This is a genomic window from Xanthomonas sp. A1809 (assembly GCF_017746015.1).
In the GTDB taxonomy this organism is placed as follows: Bacteria; Pseudomonadota; Gammaproteobacteria; order Xanthomonadales; family Xanthomonadaceae; genus Xanthomonas; species Xanthomonas euvesicatoria.
In genome coordinates this window covers 91521-107628 of sequence record NZ_JAGHWZ010000004.1, presented here as the reverse complement: position 1 = coordinate 107628, position 16108 = coordinate 91521, and the positions used below count along the sequence as shown (strand labels likewise).

16 protein-coding genes and 2 tRNA genes are annotated in these 16108 nt (G+C 64.9%); 11 read left to right on the top strand and 7 right to left on the bottom strand.

Translation table 11 applies throughout. The features are described from left to right. Positions 1–277 precede the first annotated feature (277 nt). A complete protein-coding gene (gene crp, locus J7396_RS04360) occupies positions 278–970 on the bottom strand; it encodes a cAMP-activated global transcriptional regulator CRP (RefSeq protein WP_005914205.1) in 693 nt (230 codons plus the stop codon). Positions 971–1107: 137 nt separating this feature from the next. On the opposite strand from crp, the gene speD reads away from it, so the two are divergent. Continuing rightward, entirely contained in the window at positions 1108–1902 is a 795-nt protein-coding gene (gene speD / locus J7396_RS04355; RefSeq protein WP_007967854.1) for an adenosylmethionine decarboxylase, read from the top strand. Positions 1903–2064: 162 nt separating this feature from the next. Then, positions 2065–2379, top strand: a complete 315-nt coding sequence (locus tag J7396_RS04350; protein ID WP_003483069.1) for a multidrug efflux SMR transporter — start codon at positions 2065–2067, stop codon at positions 2377–2379. Between the two features lie 303 nt (positions 2380–2682). Here J7396_RS04350 and coq7 read toward each other — a convergent pair whose 3' ends face one another. Next, positions 2683–3336 carry a 2-polyprenyl-3-methyl-6-methoxy-1,4-benzoquinone monooxygenase gene (gene coq7, locus J7396_RS04345; RefSeq protein WP_031420846.1) on the bottom strand — a complete coding sequence of 218 codons (654 nt, stop codon included), beginning with the start codon at positions 3334–3336 and terminating at the stop codon, positions 2683–2685. Positions 3337–3518: 182 nt separating this feature from the next. Here coq7 and rplM point away from each other — a divergent pair, with 182 nt between their 5' ends. Next, the gene (gene rplM, locus J7396_RS04340; RefSeq protein ID WP_003483082.1) at positions 3519–3947 is read left to right on the top strand and encodes a 50S ribosomal protein L13; all 429 of its coding nucleotides are present in this window, start codon (positions 3519–3521) and stop codon (positions 3945–3947) included. A 2-nt stretch (positions 3948–3949) separates the two neighbouring features. Then, complete coding sequence (gene rpsI / locus J7396_RS04335; RefSeq protein WP_003483085.1) at positions 3950–4342, top strand: 30S ribosomal protein S9; 393 nt, start codon at positions 3950–3952, stop codon at positions 4340–4342. 224 nt (positions 4343–4566) lie between these two features. On the opposite strand, the gene J7396_RS04330 is transcribed toward rpsI, so the two are convergent. Together J7396_RS04330 and J7396_RS04325 are read right to left on the bottom strand one after the other, a co-directional pair. Then, a tRNA-Gln gene (locus J7396_RS04330) sits at positions 4567–4641 on the bottom strand. 52 nt (positions 4642–4693) lie between these two features. Further along, positions 4694–4770, bottom strand: a tRNA-Met gene (locus J7396_RS04325). A 118-nt stretch (positions 4771–4888) separates the two neighbouring features. Here J7396_RS04325 and J7396_RS04320 point away from each other — a divergent pair. The 3 genes from J7396_RS04320 to bfr all read left to right on the top strand — a co-directional run bounded on the left by J7396_RS04320 (position 4889) and on the right by bfr (position 6580). Then, complete coding sequence (locus J7396_RS04320; RefSeq protein ID WP_011346181.1) at positions 4889–5506, top strand: RNA pyrophosphohydrolase; 618 nt, start codon at positions 4889–4891, stop codon at positions 5504–5506. Between the two features lie 80 nt (positions 5507–5586). Then, positions 5587–5796 (top strand): (2Fe-2S)-binding protein, encoded by a 210-nt coding sequence (locus tag J7396_RS04315; RefSeq protein WP_008575600.1) that lies wholly within the window; start codon positions 5587–5589, stop codon positions 5794–5796. 313 nt (positions 5797–6109) lie between these two features. After that, complete coding sequence (gene bfr / locus J7396_RS04310; RefSeq protein WP_003483093.1) at positions 6110–6580, top strand: bacterioferritin; 471 nt, start codon at positions 6110–6112, stop codon at positions 6578–6580. Positions 6581–6946: 366 nt separating this feature from the next. Here bfr and J7396_RS04305 read toward each other — a convergent pair whose 3' ends face one another. The 3 genes from J7396_RS04305 to J7396_RS04295 are packed head-to-tail and all read right to left on the bottom strand — an operon-like array spanning position 6947 to position 11898. After that, positions 6947–9217: an ATP-binding protein gene (locus J7396_RS04305; protein WP_209261050.1), complete on the bottom strand. Its 2271-nt coding sequence runs from the start codon at positions 9215–9217 to the stop codon at positions 6947–6949. A gap of 39 nt (positions 9218–9256) precedes the next feature. Continuing rightward, a complete protein-coding gene (locus J7396_RS04300) occupies positions 9257–11233 on the bottom strand; it encodes an EAL domain-containing response regulator (RefSeq protein ID WP_209261049.1) in 1977 nt (658 codons plus the stop codon). A 38-nt stretch (positions 11234–11271) separates the two neighbouring features. Beyond that, on the bottom strand, positions 11272–11898 hold the full coding sequence (locus J7396_RS04295; protein ID WP_011346185.1) for a DUF4126 domain-containing protein: 627 nt from the start codon (positions 11896–11898) through the stop codon (positions 11272–11274). A gap of 140 nt (positions 11899–12038) precedes the next feature. Here J7396_RS04295 and J7396_RS04290 point away from each other — a divergent pair, with 140 nt between their 5' ends. The 4 genes from J7396_RS04290 to J7396_RS04275 all read left to right on the top strand — a co-directional run bounded on the left by J7396_RS04290 (position 12039) and on the right by J7396_RS04275 (position 15920). Further along, entirely contained in the window at positions 12039–12776 is a 738-nt protein-coding gene (locus J7396_RS04290) for a DUF6776 family protein (RefSeq protein WP_033478798.1), read from the top strand. A 3-nt stretch (positions 12777–12779) separates the two neighbouring features. Further along, entirely contained in the window at positions 12780–13229 is a 450-nt protein-coding gene (locus J7396_RS04285) for a polymer-forming cytoskeletal protein (protein WP_008574004.1), read from the top strand. An 83-nt stretch (positions 13230–13312) separates the two neighbouring features. Next, the gene (gene erpA / locus J7396_RS04280) at positions 13313–13699 is read left to right on the top strand and encodes an iron-sulfur cluster insertion protein ErpA (protein WP_002808218.1); all 387 of its coding nucleotides are present in this window, start codon (positions 13313–13315) and stop codon (positions 13697–13699) included. 958 nt (positions 13700–14657) lie between these two features. Further along, entirely contained in the window at positions 14658–15920 is a 1263-nt protein-coding gene (locus J7396_RS04275) for a lipase family protein (RefSeq protein WP_014089200.1), read from the top strand. Positions 15921–16108: the final 188 nt, after the last annotated feature.

Below are 16108 nucleotides of genomic sequence, written 5' to 3'. Positions count from 1 at the left end.
GCAACGATTGCGCAGTCCAGCTTGCGATGGCGCACTTGCACGGCGGGTCGCGCGGGCAAACGGATACGACCTGTAGCGCAACGAATCTTCAGGATCGTGACGCAGTCGCGATGCAGAGCGTGCGGTTCGACGGCGCGAAGACTCTCTTATAAGAGGTATCGCGCAAAAGTGCCGCTGCAGGGACATGACAATGCCGATGTCGACACCGTCGCAATCAATCCATCGGAGCTGAAACCGGCATGCAGCCAGTGCACAAGGCACTGGCTGCACAGCGCCGTCAGCGGGTGCCGTACAGCACGACGGTCTTGCCGCGTGCATGCAGCAGGCCGTCGGCCTGCAGCTTCTTGAGCACGCGGCCGGCCATTTCGCGCGAGCACCCGACCAGGCGTGCCAGCTCCTGGCGCGAGACACGCAGCTGGGTGCCCTGCGGGTGGCTCATCGCTTCCGGCTCCTTGGCCAGGTCGTGCAGCGTGCGCACGATGCGGTCGGTCACGTCGAGGAAGGCCAAGCGGCTGGCTTTCCTTGTGGTATCGAGCAGCCGTTTTGAAAGCTGAACACCGATCGCATACAGGATCTTCGGCGCATCCGGCGACAGGCTGGTCTGGAACAGCTGCTGCAGCCGCTCGTAGCTGATCTCGGCAAGCTCGCACTGGGTGCGGGTGCGCAGGATCACCTCACGGGTATCGGATTCGATGAACAACCCCATCTCGCCGACGAATTCGCCGCTGCCGAAGTAGCCCAGCACCAACTCACGGTCGTCATCTTCCTCGGCGATGATGCTCACCGAGCCGCTGATCACGTAGTAGAGGGTGCCGGCCGGGTCTCCTGGCCGGAACACATCGGTCCGGGTCGGATAGCGCCTTCGATGGCTGTGCGCCAGGAAACGCTCGATGGTGCCCGCGTCCAGCGCCAGGGAAGGGGTAGCGTTACGTACCGTCGTAGTGACAACCGTCGTATTTCCTGGGCTCATGGTAGTTCCGCGTGTGATTCCTGAAGCTTAACGGCATGAGTCATGCAAGGTAAACCACTCTTAACATCGGCATTTCGTTGCTGGGATCTTTGGCTCATAATTGACTCCTTTCCCGCTTTCCATAAGGACAGACCGACGTGGTCAAGCCGTTGCCTCGTCTGAGGCTACAGGGGTTCAACAACCTCACCAAGGCGTTGAGCTTCAACATCTACGACGTCTGTTATGCGCGTACCGAAGAGGAGCGTCAGCGCTACATCGAGTATATCGATGAGCAATACGACGCCGATCGTCTGACGCAGATCCTGACCGATGTGGCCGAGATCATTGGCGCCAACATCCTCAATATCGCACGTCAGGACTACGATCCGCAGGGCGCATCGGTGACGATCCTGATCTCCGAAGAACCGGTGATCGACAAGAAGCAGGCCGGCAAGGAGTTGATCTCCGATGCCGTGGTTGCTCATATGGATAAGAGTCATATCACTGTCCATACATATCCGGAAACGCACCCGCAGGAAGGCATCGCCACGTTCCGCGCCGACATCGACGTCGCGACCTGCGGCGTGATTTCGCCGTTGAAGGCGCTCAACTACCTGATCGAGAGTCTGGAATCGGACATCGTGATCATGGATTACCGCGTGCGTGGCTTCACGCGCGATGTGAAGGGCAAGAAGCATTACATCGATCACAAGATCAACTCGATCCAGCAATTTCTCGCCAAGAACGTGAAGTCGCGCTACGAGATGTTCGACGTCAACGTCTACCAGGAAAATATCTTCCACACGAAGATGCACCTGAAGGACTTCGACCTGGATCAGTACCTGTTCGAAGAGCGCGCCAAGAACCTGTCGTTCAAGGAGCGCATGAAGATCGAAACGCTGCTCAAGCGCGAAATCGAAGAACTGTTTCACGGACGCAACCTGAGCGAATAAGCGCAGGCGCATCCTGTCGCGTGCTTGCTCGCAAGCGCGCAAACGCCTTAAGGCGGGACGGCCCGCCACGCGACGACCTCGCGTTCCACAGCCGACGGCGGCCCAGTGTACAGACACTGGGTCGCTTTTTTTTTGTCCGTTTTTTCTGTGAGGAGTACTGCAATGCCCTGGATCTATCTGTTGCTGGCCGGCCTGTTCGAGATCGGCTTTGCCATGGGACTGAAATACAGCGACGGGTTCACTCGCCTGTGGCCGACCGTGCTGACAATCGGCCTTGCAGGCATCAGCCTGTGGTTTCTGACGCAGGCGCTGAAGACCATTCCGGTGGGCACCGGCTATGCGATCTGGACCGGCATCGGCGCCCTGGGCGTGACCATTGCCGGTATCGCGCTATTTGGCGATAGCGCCTCGTGGTCGCGATTGGCATGCATCGGTCTGATCGTGGCCGGCGTGATCGGGCTGAAGCTGGTCGGGTAGTCAGTCCTCCAGCGTTTGCTGCGCAAACGCTGGGCTCCGACTGGAGGCTGCCTATCCCCGCGCATTCGGCCGTAGCTGCACGCGCAATGCGGGCACAGCCCCAGGTTTGCGGCGCAAACCTTGGGACCCCGACTCAGAGGCTGCCTATCCCCACGCCTTAGGCGCGCCCCCCCTCAACAAGGGGGGGGCTGTGCTTCAGTGGTGTGCCGGCCAGCGGTTGATCGCCGTGTCGGGTGTACTCGGGTACGGGCTAGATTCTGGTCGTCAGTCCCCAGTCCCCGATTCCCAATTTCCAATTCCCAACTAGAGGCGGTAAGCAACCGTCTTCATCAGCTTGGAGGCCAGGGCCATCGCGCTTGGGATCGGAGCCGGGAGCGGGCGGGCGCCAGCCTGCTCGGCCTGGTCGGCATGGCGGGCCTCGTCGATCTTCATCACGCGCAGGATGGCGCGGCTGCGTTGGTCGTTCTGGGGCAGGGTTTCCAGATGCTCGTCCAGGTGCGCTTCGACCTGGCGTTCGGTCTCGACCACGAATCCCAGGCTCCAGTCGTCGCCGCGCAGCCCGGCCAGCGCGCCGAGCGCGTAGCTGCCGGCGTACCACACGGGGTTGAACAGGCTGGGGCGGCTGTCCAGCTCGTGCAGGCGGTCGGCGCACCAGGCCAGGTGATCCGTTTCTTCCTGGGCAGCTTCCAGCAGGTGGTGCTGGGTGTGTGCGTCGCGGGCGACGGCGGCCTGGCCGAAATACAGGCCTTGCGCGCACACCTCGCCAACATGGTTGATGCGCATCAGGCCGGCCGCATGACGACGCTGCTCCGGGTCCAGGACGACGTCGGGCGTGTCGGCGGCGGGATTGGGACGCTCGGCCGGCGGATTGCCGAAGACGGTGTCCAGCGCGCGCTGGGCTTCGACCAGCAGCCGGTCGAGCGGGCTATGCAGGCGGGTGGGGGAGATCTGGGTCATACGGCGATTCTGGCCCCGCTCCGCCGTGCTGCCAACCGCCATGGCGCGGTTGTTGCTGCAACTTGCGCCGCCGCCGAACGTCCCGTACAATCCCGCATCTTCTGTTTCGCCTTCACAACGCGTGGCAAAGTTCCAGTGGTCATCGGCCGCTGCAATCCGCCCGACCACTCAAGAGTTTTCTCATGACTACGTTCACCGCCAAGTCCGAGACCGTCCAGCGCGACTGGTATCTCGTTGACGCCGCCGGCAAGACGCTCGGCCGTCTGTCCACCGAACTGGCCCGCCGCCTGCGCGGCAAGCACAAGCCAGTTTATACCCCTCACGTCGATACTGGCGATTACCTGGTGGTGATCAACGCCGAGAAGATCGTCGTCACGGGCAACAAGCTGAAAGACAAGAAGTATCACCGCTTCACCGGCTACATCGGTAACTTGAAGACCGAGAGCCTGGAGCAGGCGCTGCAGCGCCACCCGGAGCGCGTGATCGAAATCGCCGTCAAGGGCATGCTGCCGAAGGGCCCACTGGGTCGCACCATGTACCGCAAGCTCAAGGTCTATTCGGGTGCCGAGCATCCGCACGCCGCCCAGCAGCCGCAAGTTCTGGATATCTAATCATGGCTATCACGCAAAACTACGGCACTGGCCGCCGCAAGTCCTCCACCGCTCGCGTGTTCCTGCGCAAGGGCACCGGCAACATCACCGTCAACGATCGTCCGCTGGACGAATTCTTTGGTCGTGAGACTGCGCGCATGATCGTGCGCCAGCCGCTGGAACTGACCAAGAACACCGAAAGCTTCGACATCATGGTCACCGCCTCCGGCGGCGGCACCACCGGCCAGGCCGGTGCGATCCGTCTGGGCATCGCCCGTGCGCTGGTCGAGTACGACGAAACCCTGAAGTCCGAACTGCGCAAGGCTGGCTTCATGACCCGCGACGCTCGCGAAGTCGAGCGTAAGAAGGTCGGTCTGCATAAGGCCCGTCGCGCCACCCAGTTCTCCAAGCGCTGATCCATTGCGTTTGGTGCATCCCGGTTCGCCGGGATGCCTGCTTCAAGAGCCCGGCCACGCCGGGCTTTTGTCGTTTTGGGTCCTGGTGTGTGCCCTGTACGAGCGCGTGGCCAGGATCGCCCTGGAGGCCGAACGCGATATGCATGAACGCAGATGCGCCATGCGTCGCCGCCGGACGCCGGGCAACAAAAAAGGCCCGATCTTTCGATCGGACCTTTTGAGTTTGGCTGCCCCGGATGGATTCGAACCACCGAATGCCTGAGTCAGAGTCAGGTGCCTTACCGCTTGGCGACGGGGCAATAAAACGTGTTGGCCCAAGATTATTGCATGCCGGTGACGGCGTGAACACCTTGGTGGCTATGGGTGGACTCGAACCACCGACCCCAGCATTATGAGTGCTGTGCTCTAACCGGCTGAGCTACATAGCCTAGGGAGCCGGCAATTCTCACGATGCGTCGTGCTGTTGTCAAGCATTTCGTTTTCAGCTTGTGAGCCGGGCGTCGCCGTGGCAGAGTCGGTGGCAGTAGATTTTCAGGAGTCCGCATCGTGATCGATCCGGACGGTTTCCGGCCAAACGTCGGCATTGTGCTGATGCGGCAGGACGGTCAGGTGTTCTGGGCACGACGCGTGCGCAGGGACGGCTGGCAGTTCCCGCAGGGTGGCATGAACACCGATGAGACACCCGTTGAAGCCATGTACCGCGAGTTGCGCGAAGAAACCGGGTTGTTGCCCGAGCATGTGGAATTGCTCGGCGCCACGCCTGGCTGGCTACGCTATCGGCTGCCCAGCAGGGCAGTGCGCCGCAATGAGCGGCAGGTGTGTATCGGGCAGAAGCAGGTCTGGTTCCTGCTGCAGTTCACCGGCGATGAATCCCATCTCAAGCTCGACCATACCGACACCCCGGAGTTCGACCACTGGCGCTGGGTGGATTTCTGGTATCCGGTCGAGCACGTGGTGATGTTCAAGCGCGGCGTCTATGCGCGCGCGCTGCGTCATCTGGCGCCGCTTGCGCAAAGCCTGGCCGGCCCGGCGGCAGTCGGTGCGATGCCCCAACGTGCGCTGGAGGCGTGGCTGCCGGGCAGCAGCGCGGCGGGGCACGACAGCCCACGCAAGCGGCCACGCAAGCGCAGCGGGGCTCGCGCGATGCGGATTAATAATGATTAACGGATGGAATTGACACCTATTCTCGTTTGCGGTGCAATCAGCGCCGGTCCTTTCCGGATCGCCAACACCCGACCGATACTGTGTACGTCTGCATCTGTAATGGGGTCACCGACCACCAGATCCGCGAAGCGGCCGAGAATGGCTGCGCCAGCCTTGCCGAACTGACCATGCGTACCGGCTGTGGCTCCAATTGCGGCTCATGCCTGGAGATGGCGGGTGATCTGTTGAACCAGGCACATGCCACCCGCGCATTGCCGTTGCCGCTCCTGGGGCTGGCCAGCGCCGCCTGAGGCAGGCGCTCGGGGCCGAGTCCCGACGATGGCTGTTCCGGGATTCCCACGCGGTACCTGATGCCAGATGCATCTGCCGGCCCGCGCCGCGAATGCCAGTTCCATTCCTGCCTCGCTGGCGCTACCTGCGGTGAAGTGGTCGCCCGTTGATAGCCGGCACAAGACTGCGGCCGGTTCCACGCCTGATCCGCGATTGCAGCTGGTAGCTGCCCGCGGCGCGCGACGCGTCCCGCAACTGATCACGATTCGCGTTCCTTCATGTGCCGCGCCAACGCGCTAGAGTGCGGCCGGCTCACTGTCTCGGAGACATCGCATGAAGGGCGATACCAAGGTCATCGAGTACCTCAACAAGGTGCTCTACAACGAACTCACTGCGATCAACCAGTACTTCCTGCACGCCAAGATGCTGAAGAACTGGGGCCTGAAAGAACTGGCCGAGCATGAGTACAAGGAATCCATCGACGAGATGAAGCATGCGGACAAGCTGTCCGACCGCATTCTGTTTCTCGAAGGACTGCCCAATTTCCAGGCCTTGGGCAAGCTGCGCATCGGCGAGAACCCGACCGAGATGTTCCGCTGCGATCTGACCCTGGAGCGCGAGGCGGTTGTCGTGCTGCGCGAGGCGGTGGCGTATGCGGAGACCGTCAAGGACTACGTGAGCCGCCAGTTGCTGGTGGACATCCTGGAGTCCGAAGAAGAGCACATCGACTGGCTGGAAACCCAGCTGGACCTGGTGGCGCGCATCGGCGAGCCGAATTACCTGTTGACCAAGCTGGACGACTGAACGCGCATTTGGTCGAGGTTGTCTTGTTTTGGTCTTGAATTTACGAGTGCGCTGTAGTTCTGCCGGTCGGTGTTTCAGCGATGGGTCGCTGATGATTTTCCTTCACAAATCGGTTGCCGGATGAGCGTGCGTAGCTTCGCCCCCGTCCCCTCGCCCCAACCCCTCTCCCGCAGGAGAGGGGCTCTGGTGTCCTTCCGGCACCAGGATCCTGGGCCGCTCACCGCGCTGTCAGGGCAATGGCCGAATAACGTTCGTGGTCAGGGCGGCTGTGCCCGAGCGTGTTCGCGGCCGAGATGGCATCCCTCAGCAGTTCGATGCAGGTCGCGGCGCCAGGCGTCTGCTGCTGCTTCGGCAGCGCTGATGCGACTACTGATTTGTGGTGCTGGCGGCGGCTTGCAGGCGGGCGACCTGGCCTAGCAGCGCCAGGCGGGCGCGGGCGTATTCGGCGATGACCAGGGCGACCATGACCGAGGGGCGTTCGATGGTGCCGGTGCGGGCGGCCAGTTCGATGCGCCGGGCCGCGTTGGAAACCGCCTGCGCACCGACGTTGGCGCTGGAGGACTTGAGGGTGTGGGCGAGGTCGCGCAGCTGCATGCTGTCGCGGTTGGCGGCGGCCGCTTCCAGTTGCTCGATGATCAGCGGTGCGTCTTCCAGGAACAGCTGCAGGATGGTGATGGTGTCCGCGCCGGCCACTTCGTACAGCTCGTCGATGACGTTGTTGTCCAGGATCGGCAGTGCGCGTGCCTGGGCAGCGGCGCTGGCGCTTTCGGGGTCGTGGGTCGCCTGGCCGGCGCTGCTTGGGCCGGGCAGCAGCGCCTGACGCGGCAGCCAGCGCTGCAGACAGGCGTCGAGCTGTTCGCGTGCGACCGGCTTGGACAGATAGTCGTCCATGCCGGCGGCCAGGCAGCGTTCGCGATCGCCGGCCATGGCGTTGGCGGTCATGGCCACGATCGGAATCGGGCGGCCGCCGCTCTCGGTTTCCATCGCGCGCCAGCGGCGGGTGGCGGCATAGCCATCCAGCACCGGCATCTGGCAATCCATGAAGACCATGTCGTAGCGGGTGGATTCCATGCTGGCCAGTGCGGCTTCACCGTCGGTGGCGGTGTCGGCCTCGAAGCCAAGCACGGCCAGCAGCTTCTGCGCGACCAGCAGGTTCACCGGGTTGTCTTCGACCAGCAGGATGCGCACCTCGCGCGCATTGGCCATCGGCGGCGGCAATGGCTCGGGGATCATCGCCGAGGCCAGCGTGGTGACGTGGGCGGGCTTGGGTTCGAGCGGCAGCACCAGGGCGCGCAGGGTTTCGTCCGGGCTCTGGCGCGGCACCAGAGTGGCGTGATCCTGCAATTCGGCCGGTACCGGTTCTTCGCCGTACAGCCAGATCAGCCGCGCGCTGTTGGCGTTTTCCGGGCGGGCGAGCGCGCGGTGCACCGCGCGCGCGCTGTAGCGCAACGTGTCGTGGTCGGCGATGACGCAACGGAAGCCCTCGCTGTCGTTGTGCCGGCGCACGCGTTCGAGCGCTTCCTGGGTGGTTTCCATGAGCACGTGCGACACCCCCCAGCTGTCGAGCAGGCGCTTGAGGCGTTGCGAAAGGCGCGCATCGGAGCTGATCACCATCACCCGTGCGGCATCGGCGCCGGTGGCCTGCTGGAGGTCGCCGATGACCTTGAGCAGCGGGATTTCGAACCAGAAGGTGGAGCCGCGCCCGGGTTCGGATTCCACCCCGATGCGGCCGCCCATCAGGTCGATGATGCGTTTGCAGATCGCCAGCCCCAGGCCGGTGCCGCCGTACAGCCGCGTGGTGGAGGCATCGGCTTGTGCGAAGGAGCGGAACAGGCGTGCCTGCTGGTCCGGGGCGATGCCGATGCCGGTGTCGCGCACCTGGAAGCGCAGCAGATGCTGGGCGCGCGTTTCGCCCAGGCGGCGCAGCTGGATGTCGACGCTGCCGCGTTCGGTGAACTTGATGGCGTTGCCGATCAGGTTGCCCAGCACCTGGCGCAGGCGGATCGGGTCGCCGCGCACCAGCAGCCGTACCGACGGTTCGATATCCAAGCTCAGGCGCAGTTGGCGGCCTTCGGCGGTGCGCTGCAGCAACTGGATGACGCCGTCGAGCAGCTCGCGCAGGTTGAAGGTTGTGATTTCCAGTTCGAGCTTGTTGGCTTCGAGCTTGGAGTAATCGAGGATGTCGTCGACGATGCGCAGCAGCTGCAGCGAGCTGCCGGTGGCGGTCTGCAGCATGTCGCGCTGGTCAACGCTGAGCTGGCCGCTGGAGATCAGCTCCAGCATCGGAATGATGCCGTTGAGCGGGGTGCGGATCTCGTGGCTCATGGTGGCCAGGAATTCGCCCTTGGCCAGGGTGGCGGCCTCGGCGGCCTGCTTGGCGCGCAACAGTTCCTGTTCGAGTTCGCCGTGGCGCCGCAGTTCCTGCTGCAAGCGTTCGCGGGCCAGGTCGGCCTCTTCCAGGCGCTGTGCCAACGCATGCTGCGCCTGGACAGCCCGGTGGGCCGCAAGTGCGGCGCACAGCCCGCAGACCACCGCCAGTACTGCCGACACCGCGCTGACGGCGCGCCAGGGGCCTTGCAGCGACGACCATTGCAGGCCTGCGCCGAGTGCGGCCGCCAGCGCGGCCAGCACTGCCAAGATGCTCCAGGCGCGAAGACCTGCTGCCCGCTCTCTCACTCAGAGCACCGCGCTCGTGAAGTCGAAGTCCAGTTCCTTGCCGACCGTCTGCACCAGGTTGCCCTGGATGAAATCCACGCCGCTCATCCACATCGCAGCCGCAGCCTGCGGATCTTCGATGCGTTGGCCGATGATCAGCAGGCCGCGCTGGTGGGCGATGTCGATGACGCCGCGCAGTTCGTCGCGCACCGCCGCGTTGCCGTGCGCATCGGCGAAGCGGTTGGCCATGCGCACGAAGCTCAGCGGCAGCTGGGCCAGCAGTACGTTGGCCTCGTCGCCGGGTTCGAACTGGCTGAGGCAGAACTGCACGCCGGCCGGCATCAACTTGGCGCAGAACTGCTGCACGGTGACGGCATGGATCAATGCATCGTCCAGGCGCAGATCCACGATCAGCGACTGGCCGGCCACGCCACGTTCGACCAGCGCCTTGAGCAGCCAGTCGGCGAAGGCGTCGCGGGCCAGCGTGCGCGGCGATTGCGAGACGAACAGTCGCAGCGGCGGGCTGGCGTGCTGGTACAGGTGCAGCAGGCCCAGCGCGTGGTCCATGACCTGCTGGTCCAGATCGGCGATGCGCCCGGCGGCTTCTGCGGCAGGAATGACCTGGCCTGCCGAGAGCAAGGTGCCGTCAGCCTGGCGCAGCCGCAGCAGTACCTGGTACTGCGCGGTGTCGCCGCCGGCCACGGCCACGATCGGCTGATAGGCCAGTTCGAGCTGGCCTTCGACCAGCCGCAGTTGTTCCTGCTGTTCGGCCTGGCTGGGCGCCAGGTAGGTCTGCACGCCGTCGCTGCGCAGGCGTGCCTGCAGCGCGGTGCGTTCGACCGCTTCCAGCGCGCTGCCGGTGTCATCGAAGCCCACGCCCAGCGGTGCCACGCCGATGGCGCAGCGCACGTGCACGGATTCTTCTTCGCGCACCGGGAAGGCGTTGGCAGACAGCCGCTGGCGGATCTCCAATGCCTGCTGTTCCAGGCTGGCTTCGGGCATGTCGATGGCCAGCAGCAGGAAGCTGTTGTCGTTCAGGCGCGCCAACGGGTAGGGCTGGGCGGCGCTGGCCAGGCGGTGCCCGGCCTGGGTCATCAGGCGCTCATAGGCCGCATAGCCGTAGCGCTCGCGCAGGCCGAGCGCGCTGGCGATCTCGATGAAGAACAGGCCGCCGGACTGCTTGCGCTCCAGCGCATCGGCGAGCAGGTCCATCACGTGGCCGCGGGTGGGCAGGCCGGTTTCCGGATTGCTGCGCGCGCTGACCTGTTCGCCGGCTTGCTGCAGCGCCTGTTGGCGTGCGCGCCGGATGCGGTTGGACACCGCAGCGATCAGGTGGCGCGGGCGGATCGGCTTGGTGAGAAAGTCGTCGGCGCCGCTGTCGAGCACTTCGAACTGGCGCTCCGGGTCCGGGTCGCCGGTCAGGAACACGATCGGCAGCAACTGCTGACCGGGCTGCTGGCGGATCAGCGTGGTCAGGCGGATGCCGTCCAGCTCGGGCATGTGCAGATCCATCAGGATCAGATCCGGGTGATAGTCCTGGATCGCCTGCGGCACGCTGGCGGCGGTCATTTCGACCTGCGCATGCATGCCGGCGCCGTGCAGCACGCTCTGCGCGAACAAGGCCTGCGAGCGGTCGTCCTCGACGATGAGGACGCGGTACGGCGCATCGGCGGCGACATTGTCCTCGCCGTCGTGCGGCGCGGTGGCCGCTGCCGATGTGGGTAACGCCGTGGGCGCCGATGCTGCGGCAACACGCGCGCTGCCGCTGGCCGCCGACGCGCGCGGCGCCGACACGGCCGCGGCCGGGCTGGGCACCGCTGCAGCGGCAGGCGCAGGAATGATCGCCGCGCTCACCGGCACAGCGGTGTCGACCGGCGACGCAACCTCATCGGCCCAGCGACGCCAGTGGTCGGCCGGCGGCGTCTCGGCGCGAAGTGGACGATTACGCGTGGCGGTGTCGTCACGTGTGGTGGAAGAAACCGGATCTCGGGCGGCCATCGATACTCCCTACAGTCGCTGTGATTATGCGATGAACTTCACGGTAGCGGGGAGCTGCGTGCAGTTGGCGTAGCAGCGGGGCGCATCGGCGCAACCAGCCGACGCATGCCCCGCCACAGCAATCGCCAGACCCACCACACCACCAGCCCCGCCAGCAGGCTGGAACCCACCGCAAGACCCAGTGCCAGCCAGGGGTGCGCCAGTGCCAGTGCCAAGGCCGTGGTGGCGATGGTGTCCTCGGCCAGCGAGGCGATCCAGTTGCTGGCCGGTTCGGGCGAGGTGTTGAGCAATGCGCGCGTGCCGGCCTTGAGCGTGTGGCTGGTCAGCGCCACGCCGGCACCGGCCGCCAGGGCGCCCGCGCCCAGGTCGCCGTCGGGCGAGAGCGTTGCCGCGGCCAGGAAGGCGCCGGCGGGCACGCGGGCCAGCGTCTGTAGCAGGTCCCAGCCCGAATCCACCCCCGGGATCTTGTCGGCGAAGAACTCGGCCACTGCCAGCGCGCCGGAGGTGCCCAGGACCCACCACGACTGCGCCGGATGCAGCGCCGGCGGCAAGTCGATCCAGCCCAGCAGGCCGGCCAGGCCGACGCCGAACACGGTGAGATAGACCCGGATGCCGGCCAGCCAGGCCAGCAGGATGCCGATCACGAACAGATGCGCTTCGCTCATGGCGTGGTTCCCTGCAAACAATTGCAGAACTATCGCAGAACTTTGGGATAACCGCCGGTCCAACGCCAGCGCGACCATTGTCTGGGCTCTGGCACACTACGCCGCCCATGATTGCGCCGGCCCGTCCGGACCCGATGCCTATGAGACCAGCCGCACGCGTGCAGATCGTCCAACGTGCCTCCGGCGGCGGCCGGCCCGGTCGCCGCTGGTTGTGGCTGCTGCTGGCCATCGTGTGGCTGGCTTCGCTGGGCGGGGTATGGTGGATGGCCACGCGCACGGCTGCACCGCGGCTGGTGAAGGCCGAGGCAGCGCTGCAGCAGGCGCAACGCAGCCAGGCCCAGCAACGTCGGCAGATCGAGCAGTTGCAGCAGCGCCAGGTCAATCTGGCGATGTCCGACAAGATCAGCCGCGCAGCCAATACCGAAGTGCAGGCCTCGCTGGCCGAGCGCGACGAGCAGATCGCCGCGCTGCGCGCCGACGTGGCGTTCTACGAGCGGCTGGTGGGCTCCACCGCGCAGCGCAAGGGGCTCAACGCGCACTCGGTGCAATTCACTGCCGAAGCCGGCGGCACCTGGAATTACAGCGTGGTGCTAACCCAGAACCTCAACCGCGGCGCGATCAGCCAGGGCCAGCTGCGCTTTGCGGTGGAAGGCGTGCGCGCCGGCAAGCTGGTGACGGTGAGCTGGAACGAGTTGCACCAGAAGCCCGATGCCGCCGGGCAGCCGTACTCGTTCCGCTATTTCCAGCAGCTGGACGGTAGCGTGATCCTGCCGAAGGATTTCACCCCGCAACGTGTCAAGATCTCCCTGAGCGGCGATGGGGCGCCGGTCAGTCAGACATTCGATTGGAAAGTCGCCGGCAATGGCGCGGGGGAGTAGCTCATGTTCGGAAACAAGTCCAACCGTGGTGCGCAGACCGTGGTCGATACCTTGATCGGGCCGCAGGTGGTCATCCGCGGCGACCTGATGTTCAGCGGCGGGCTGTATGTGGAAGGCCGCATCCTGGGCAAGGTGATCGCCGAAGACGGCGCCAGCGCGACCCTCACGGTGGCCGAGCAGGGCAGCATCGAAGGCGAGGTGCGTGCGCCGGTGGTGATCATCAACGGCCAGCTGACCGGCGATGTGCATGCGGCCGAGCGGGTCGAACTGGCCGCCAATGCGCGCGTGCAGGGCAATGTGCACTACCAGGTGGTGGAAATGAGCGCCGGCGCGCAGCTCACCGGGCGGCTGATCCATGCCGCGACGGCCGGCGCAACCGCGGCGCTGCCGGCGCCGGAAGCCGGCCGTGCCGAGCCGGCCACGGCGTTGCAGGCCGAAACCGCCGACGCCTGAGTGCGGCATGCGCAGTGAATGCCGCGGCAGCCGATGCGGCGGCCTGGCTTGAAGTGGGACCGTCTGGCCCCCATGCTGGCGCCATGAGTACGCTCGTTTCGCTTCCTACTGCCGCCCCGGCGCCGGACTACCAGTCCATCGACCGGCCACTGAACTTCTCCGTGGCCGCTGCCGCCAAGGTGCGCGAGCTGATCCAGGAAGAAGGCAACGCCGACCTCGCATTGCGCGTGTACATACAGGGCGGAGGGTGTTCCGGTTTCCAGTATGGCTTCGAGTTCGACGAGAACCGCGCCGAGGACGACCTGGCCGTGGCCACCGATGGCGTGACGCTGCTGGTGGATCCCCTGAGCCTGCAATACCTGATGGGCGCCGAGGTGGATTACACCGAAAGCCTGACCGGCGCGCAGTTCGTCATCCGCAATCCCAATGCGAAGACCACCTGCGGGTGCGGAAGCAGCTTCAGCGTCTGATTGCCTCTGGATAGATGCGGATTGTTCGATGCATCTGGGCAAATGCGAATTGCTGGCGCGTAGCGCCTATTCCTGCAGGCACCTGCGTTGATGCCAAGGCGATTGCCGAACGTGTGATCGATTGCGGTACGGCTGCGCGCTGTTTGCGCGAGATGTTGACCGGCTCGCGATGAGGTGGGCGTTGCAGGTGGCGGGACTGGCCGGTATGCCTCGCTCGCCTTGCAGTGCGCGCTGTGATGAGGGTGGTGCATCGCTTGTTGTGCGGCTGCGGCTCGTCGGGCGACCGCCGGCCGCCATCACGATGAGGCGGCCAACCCGAGCTGCGCAGTGCGTACATGGCCGCCACTGGTCAGGCATGCGTGTGAGTGCTTCCACGTTGCCCAATGACTGCGGCAATGCTTCAAGACGATGACAGCGCTGTGCGCCACGTGGAGACGAGCGAACCGCGCGCGTCGTTGCGAACCACGTGCGTAGTTGAAAATGCCTGCGTCCTGCGCGGCGCTGCAGGGTGCTTCAGCACGACGGCAGGAATGCAGCGAGTCGCTGGCGGTCGATCGCCGGGCACGCACCCGATTGCTTGGGTTGCGCCCGCGAGGCGGGCGATCTGCACGCGCGCGTAACGCGCCACGCCACTTTCTGCGCTGCAGGTTTCGCGGCGCGCGCGCCAGCTTCGTGCGTGCGCGATGGTGCGCAGATCCGGATGACCATACTGCGTGCGTGCTTACCGCTGGCGCCACGATATGCGCGTTTTTTTCAGGCATTGCCGCTTGTCCACGCTGACTCACCGCAGTCGTGTGCAACACCGTGCTGATGCGCATGCCATGCCTTGTGTCGATTCCACGCCGTGGTGCAGTGAGCGTTCCCGCTCGTTCCGCATCTGGATCGGGCACCGGCACCGATCCGGTGTCGGCTGATTGCTGCGCGTCTGTTCCGTCCTTCCCCAAGAGAGCATCACTTCATGTTGCAGATCAACTCCCGATCGGCGTTTGGCCTGGCGGCCATGTTGGGCATCGCCAGCGCAGTGCTTGCACCCGCCGCACAGGCCGCGCCCGCGCGCGGTACCTTGCTTACCAGCAATTTCCTGACCAGCTACAGCCGTGATGCGATCGGCGCGATGCTGGCCTCCGAGCCGCAGGCCGAACAGCCCAAATGCAACGTCCGTGTCGCCGAATTCACCTATGCAACCGTCGGTGTCGAAGGCGAACCTGCAACCGCATCTGGCGTGCTGCTGGTTCCGGATGGCGAGCGGTGCGTAGGGCCGTATCCGTTGCTCGGCTGGGGACGTCCGACCGGAACGGTTCGCACTGAGGAGCAGGCCAAGGACATCCGCGATGCCAAGGGCAACGACCCACTGGTCACGCGCCTGGCCAGCCAGGGGTATGTCGTGGTCAGCAGTGATTATCTGGGGCTCGGGAAGTCGAACTACGGTTATCACCCGTATTTGCACAGCGCGACCGAGGCGAGTGCGACCATCGATGCGATGCGTGCGGCGCGCAGTGTGTTGCAGCGCTTGAACACGCCGCTGTCGGGCAAGGTGATGCTGTCGGGTTATTCGCAGGGCGGCCACACGGCGATGGCCACCCAGCGTGAGATAGAGACGCATCTGTCCAAGGAATTCCATCTGGTGGCCAGTGCGCCGATCTCCGGGCCTTACGCGCTGCAGCAGACATTTTTGGACAGCTGGAGCGGCAGCAATGCGGTAGGCGAAAGCAGCTTCGGCATCATTCTGGGCAGCTATGCCATCGTCGCGATGCAGCACACCTACAAGAACATCTATCTGGAGCCCGGACAGGTGTTTCAGGAGCCGTGGACTGCCAAGGTGGAGCCGTTGTTCCCGGGCAAGCAAAGCCTGACCGATCTGTTTCTCGGCGACACCTTGCCAGGCATCGATCAAATCAAGGCGTATTTCCAGCCTGGCTTCTACCGCGACTTTGCCAGCAACCCCGCCAACCCGTTCCGCCAGGATCTGGCGCGCAACGATCTGCTGGCGTGGACGCCGCAAACTCCGACCTTGCTGTGCGGTTCGTCCAACGATGCCACCATTCCGCTCAAGAACGCGCAGACCGCCATCGCCAGCTTCAAGCGGCGTGGCAGCAACCAGGTGGCGTTGGTGGATATCGGCACCGGCAACTCCAGCGACAACTCGGCCTTCGCCCATCTGTTGACGAACGAGCCGTGCATCGTGGCGGTGCGGCATCAGCTGTTGGACAAGCAGCGCTGATACAGCGCTCGTTGCTTGACCCTGCCGAAGGGTTTGCAGGTGCGGGCGTATCCCAAGCCCGCACCTGCACCGTTCTTCACTGCAGCCGGTGCAGCGCACTGCCGTGACCACTGGCGAACGTGCGTGCGCTTGCATGGCCGCGCCTGCGCGCGGTCCCGTGATGGGGGCCGCGCGACCAGGCGTGAACC

Excerpts from the sequence above, each read along its gene's own strand:
- erpA (WP_002808218.1), top strand. The coding sequence starts at position 13,313 with ATGAGTACGCTCGTTTCGCTTCCTACTGCCGCCCCGGCGCCGGACTAC.
- J7396_RS04290 (WP_033478798.1), top strand. The coding sequence starts at position 12,039 with ATGAGACCAGCCGCACGCGTGCAGATCGTCCAACGTGCCTCCGGCGGC.
- J7396_RS04300 (WP_209261049.1), bottom strand. The coding sequence starts at position 11,233 with ATGGCCGCCCGAGATCCGGTTTCTTCCACCACACGTGACGACACCGCC.
- bfr (WP_003483093.1), top strand. The coding sequence starts at position 6,110 with ATGAAGGGCGATACCAAGGTCATCGAGTACCTCAACAAGGTGCTCTAC.
- J7396_RS04295 (WP_011346185.1), bottom strand. The coding sequence starts at position 11,898 with ATGAGCGAAGCGCATCTGTTCGTGATCGGCATCCTGCTGGCCTGGCTG.
- J7396_RS04350 (WP_003483069.1), top strand. The coding sequence starts at position 2,065 with ATGCCCTGGATCTATCTGTTGCTGGCCGGCCTGTTCGAGATCGGCTTT.
- coq7 (WP_031420846.1), bottom strand. The coding sequence starts at position 3,336 with ATGACCCAGATCTCCCCCACCCGCCTGCATAGCCCGCTCGACCGGCTG.
- rplM (WP_003483082.1), top strand. The coding sequence starts at position 3,519 with ATGACTACGTTCACCGCCAAGTCCGAGACCGTCCAGCGCGACTGGTAT.
- J7396_RS04275 (WP_014089200.1), top strand. The coding sequence starts at position 14,658 with ATGTTGCAGATCAACTCCCGATCGGCGTTTGGCCTGGCGGCCATGTTG.
- crp (WP_005914205.1), bottom strand. The coding sequence starts at position 970 with ATGAGCCCAGGAAATACGACGGTTGTCACTACGACGGTACGTAACGCT.
- rpsI (WP_003483085.1), top strand. The coding sequence starts at position 3,950 with ATGGCTATCACGCAAAACTACGGCACTGGCCGCCGCAAGTCCTCCACC.
- J7396_RS04285 (WP_008574004.1), top strand. The coding sequence starts at position 12,780 with ATGTTCGGAAACAAGTCCAACCGTGGTGCGCAGACCGTGGTCGATACC.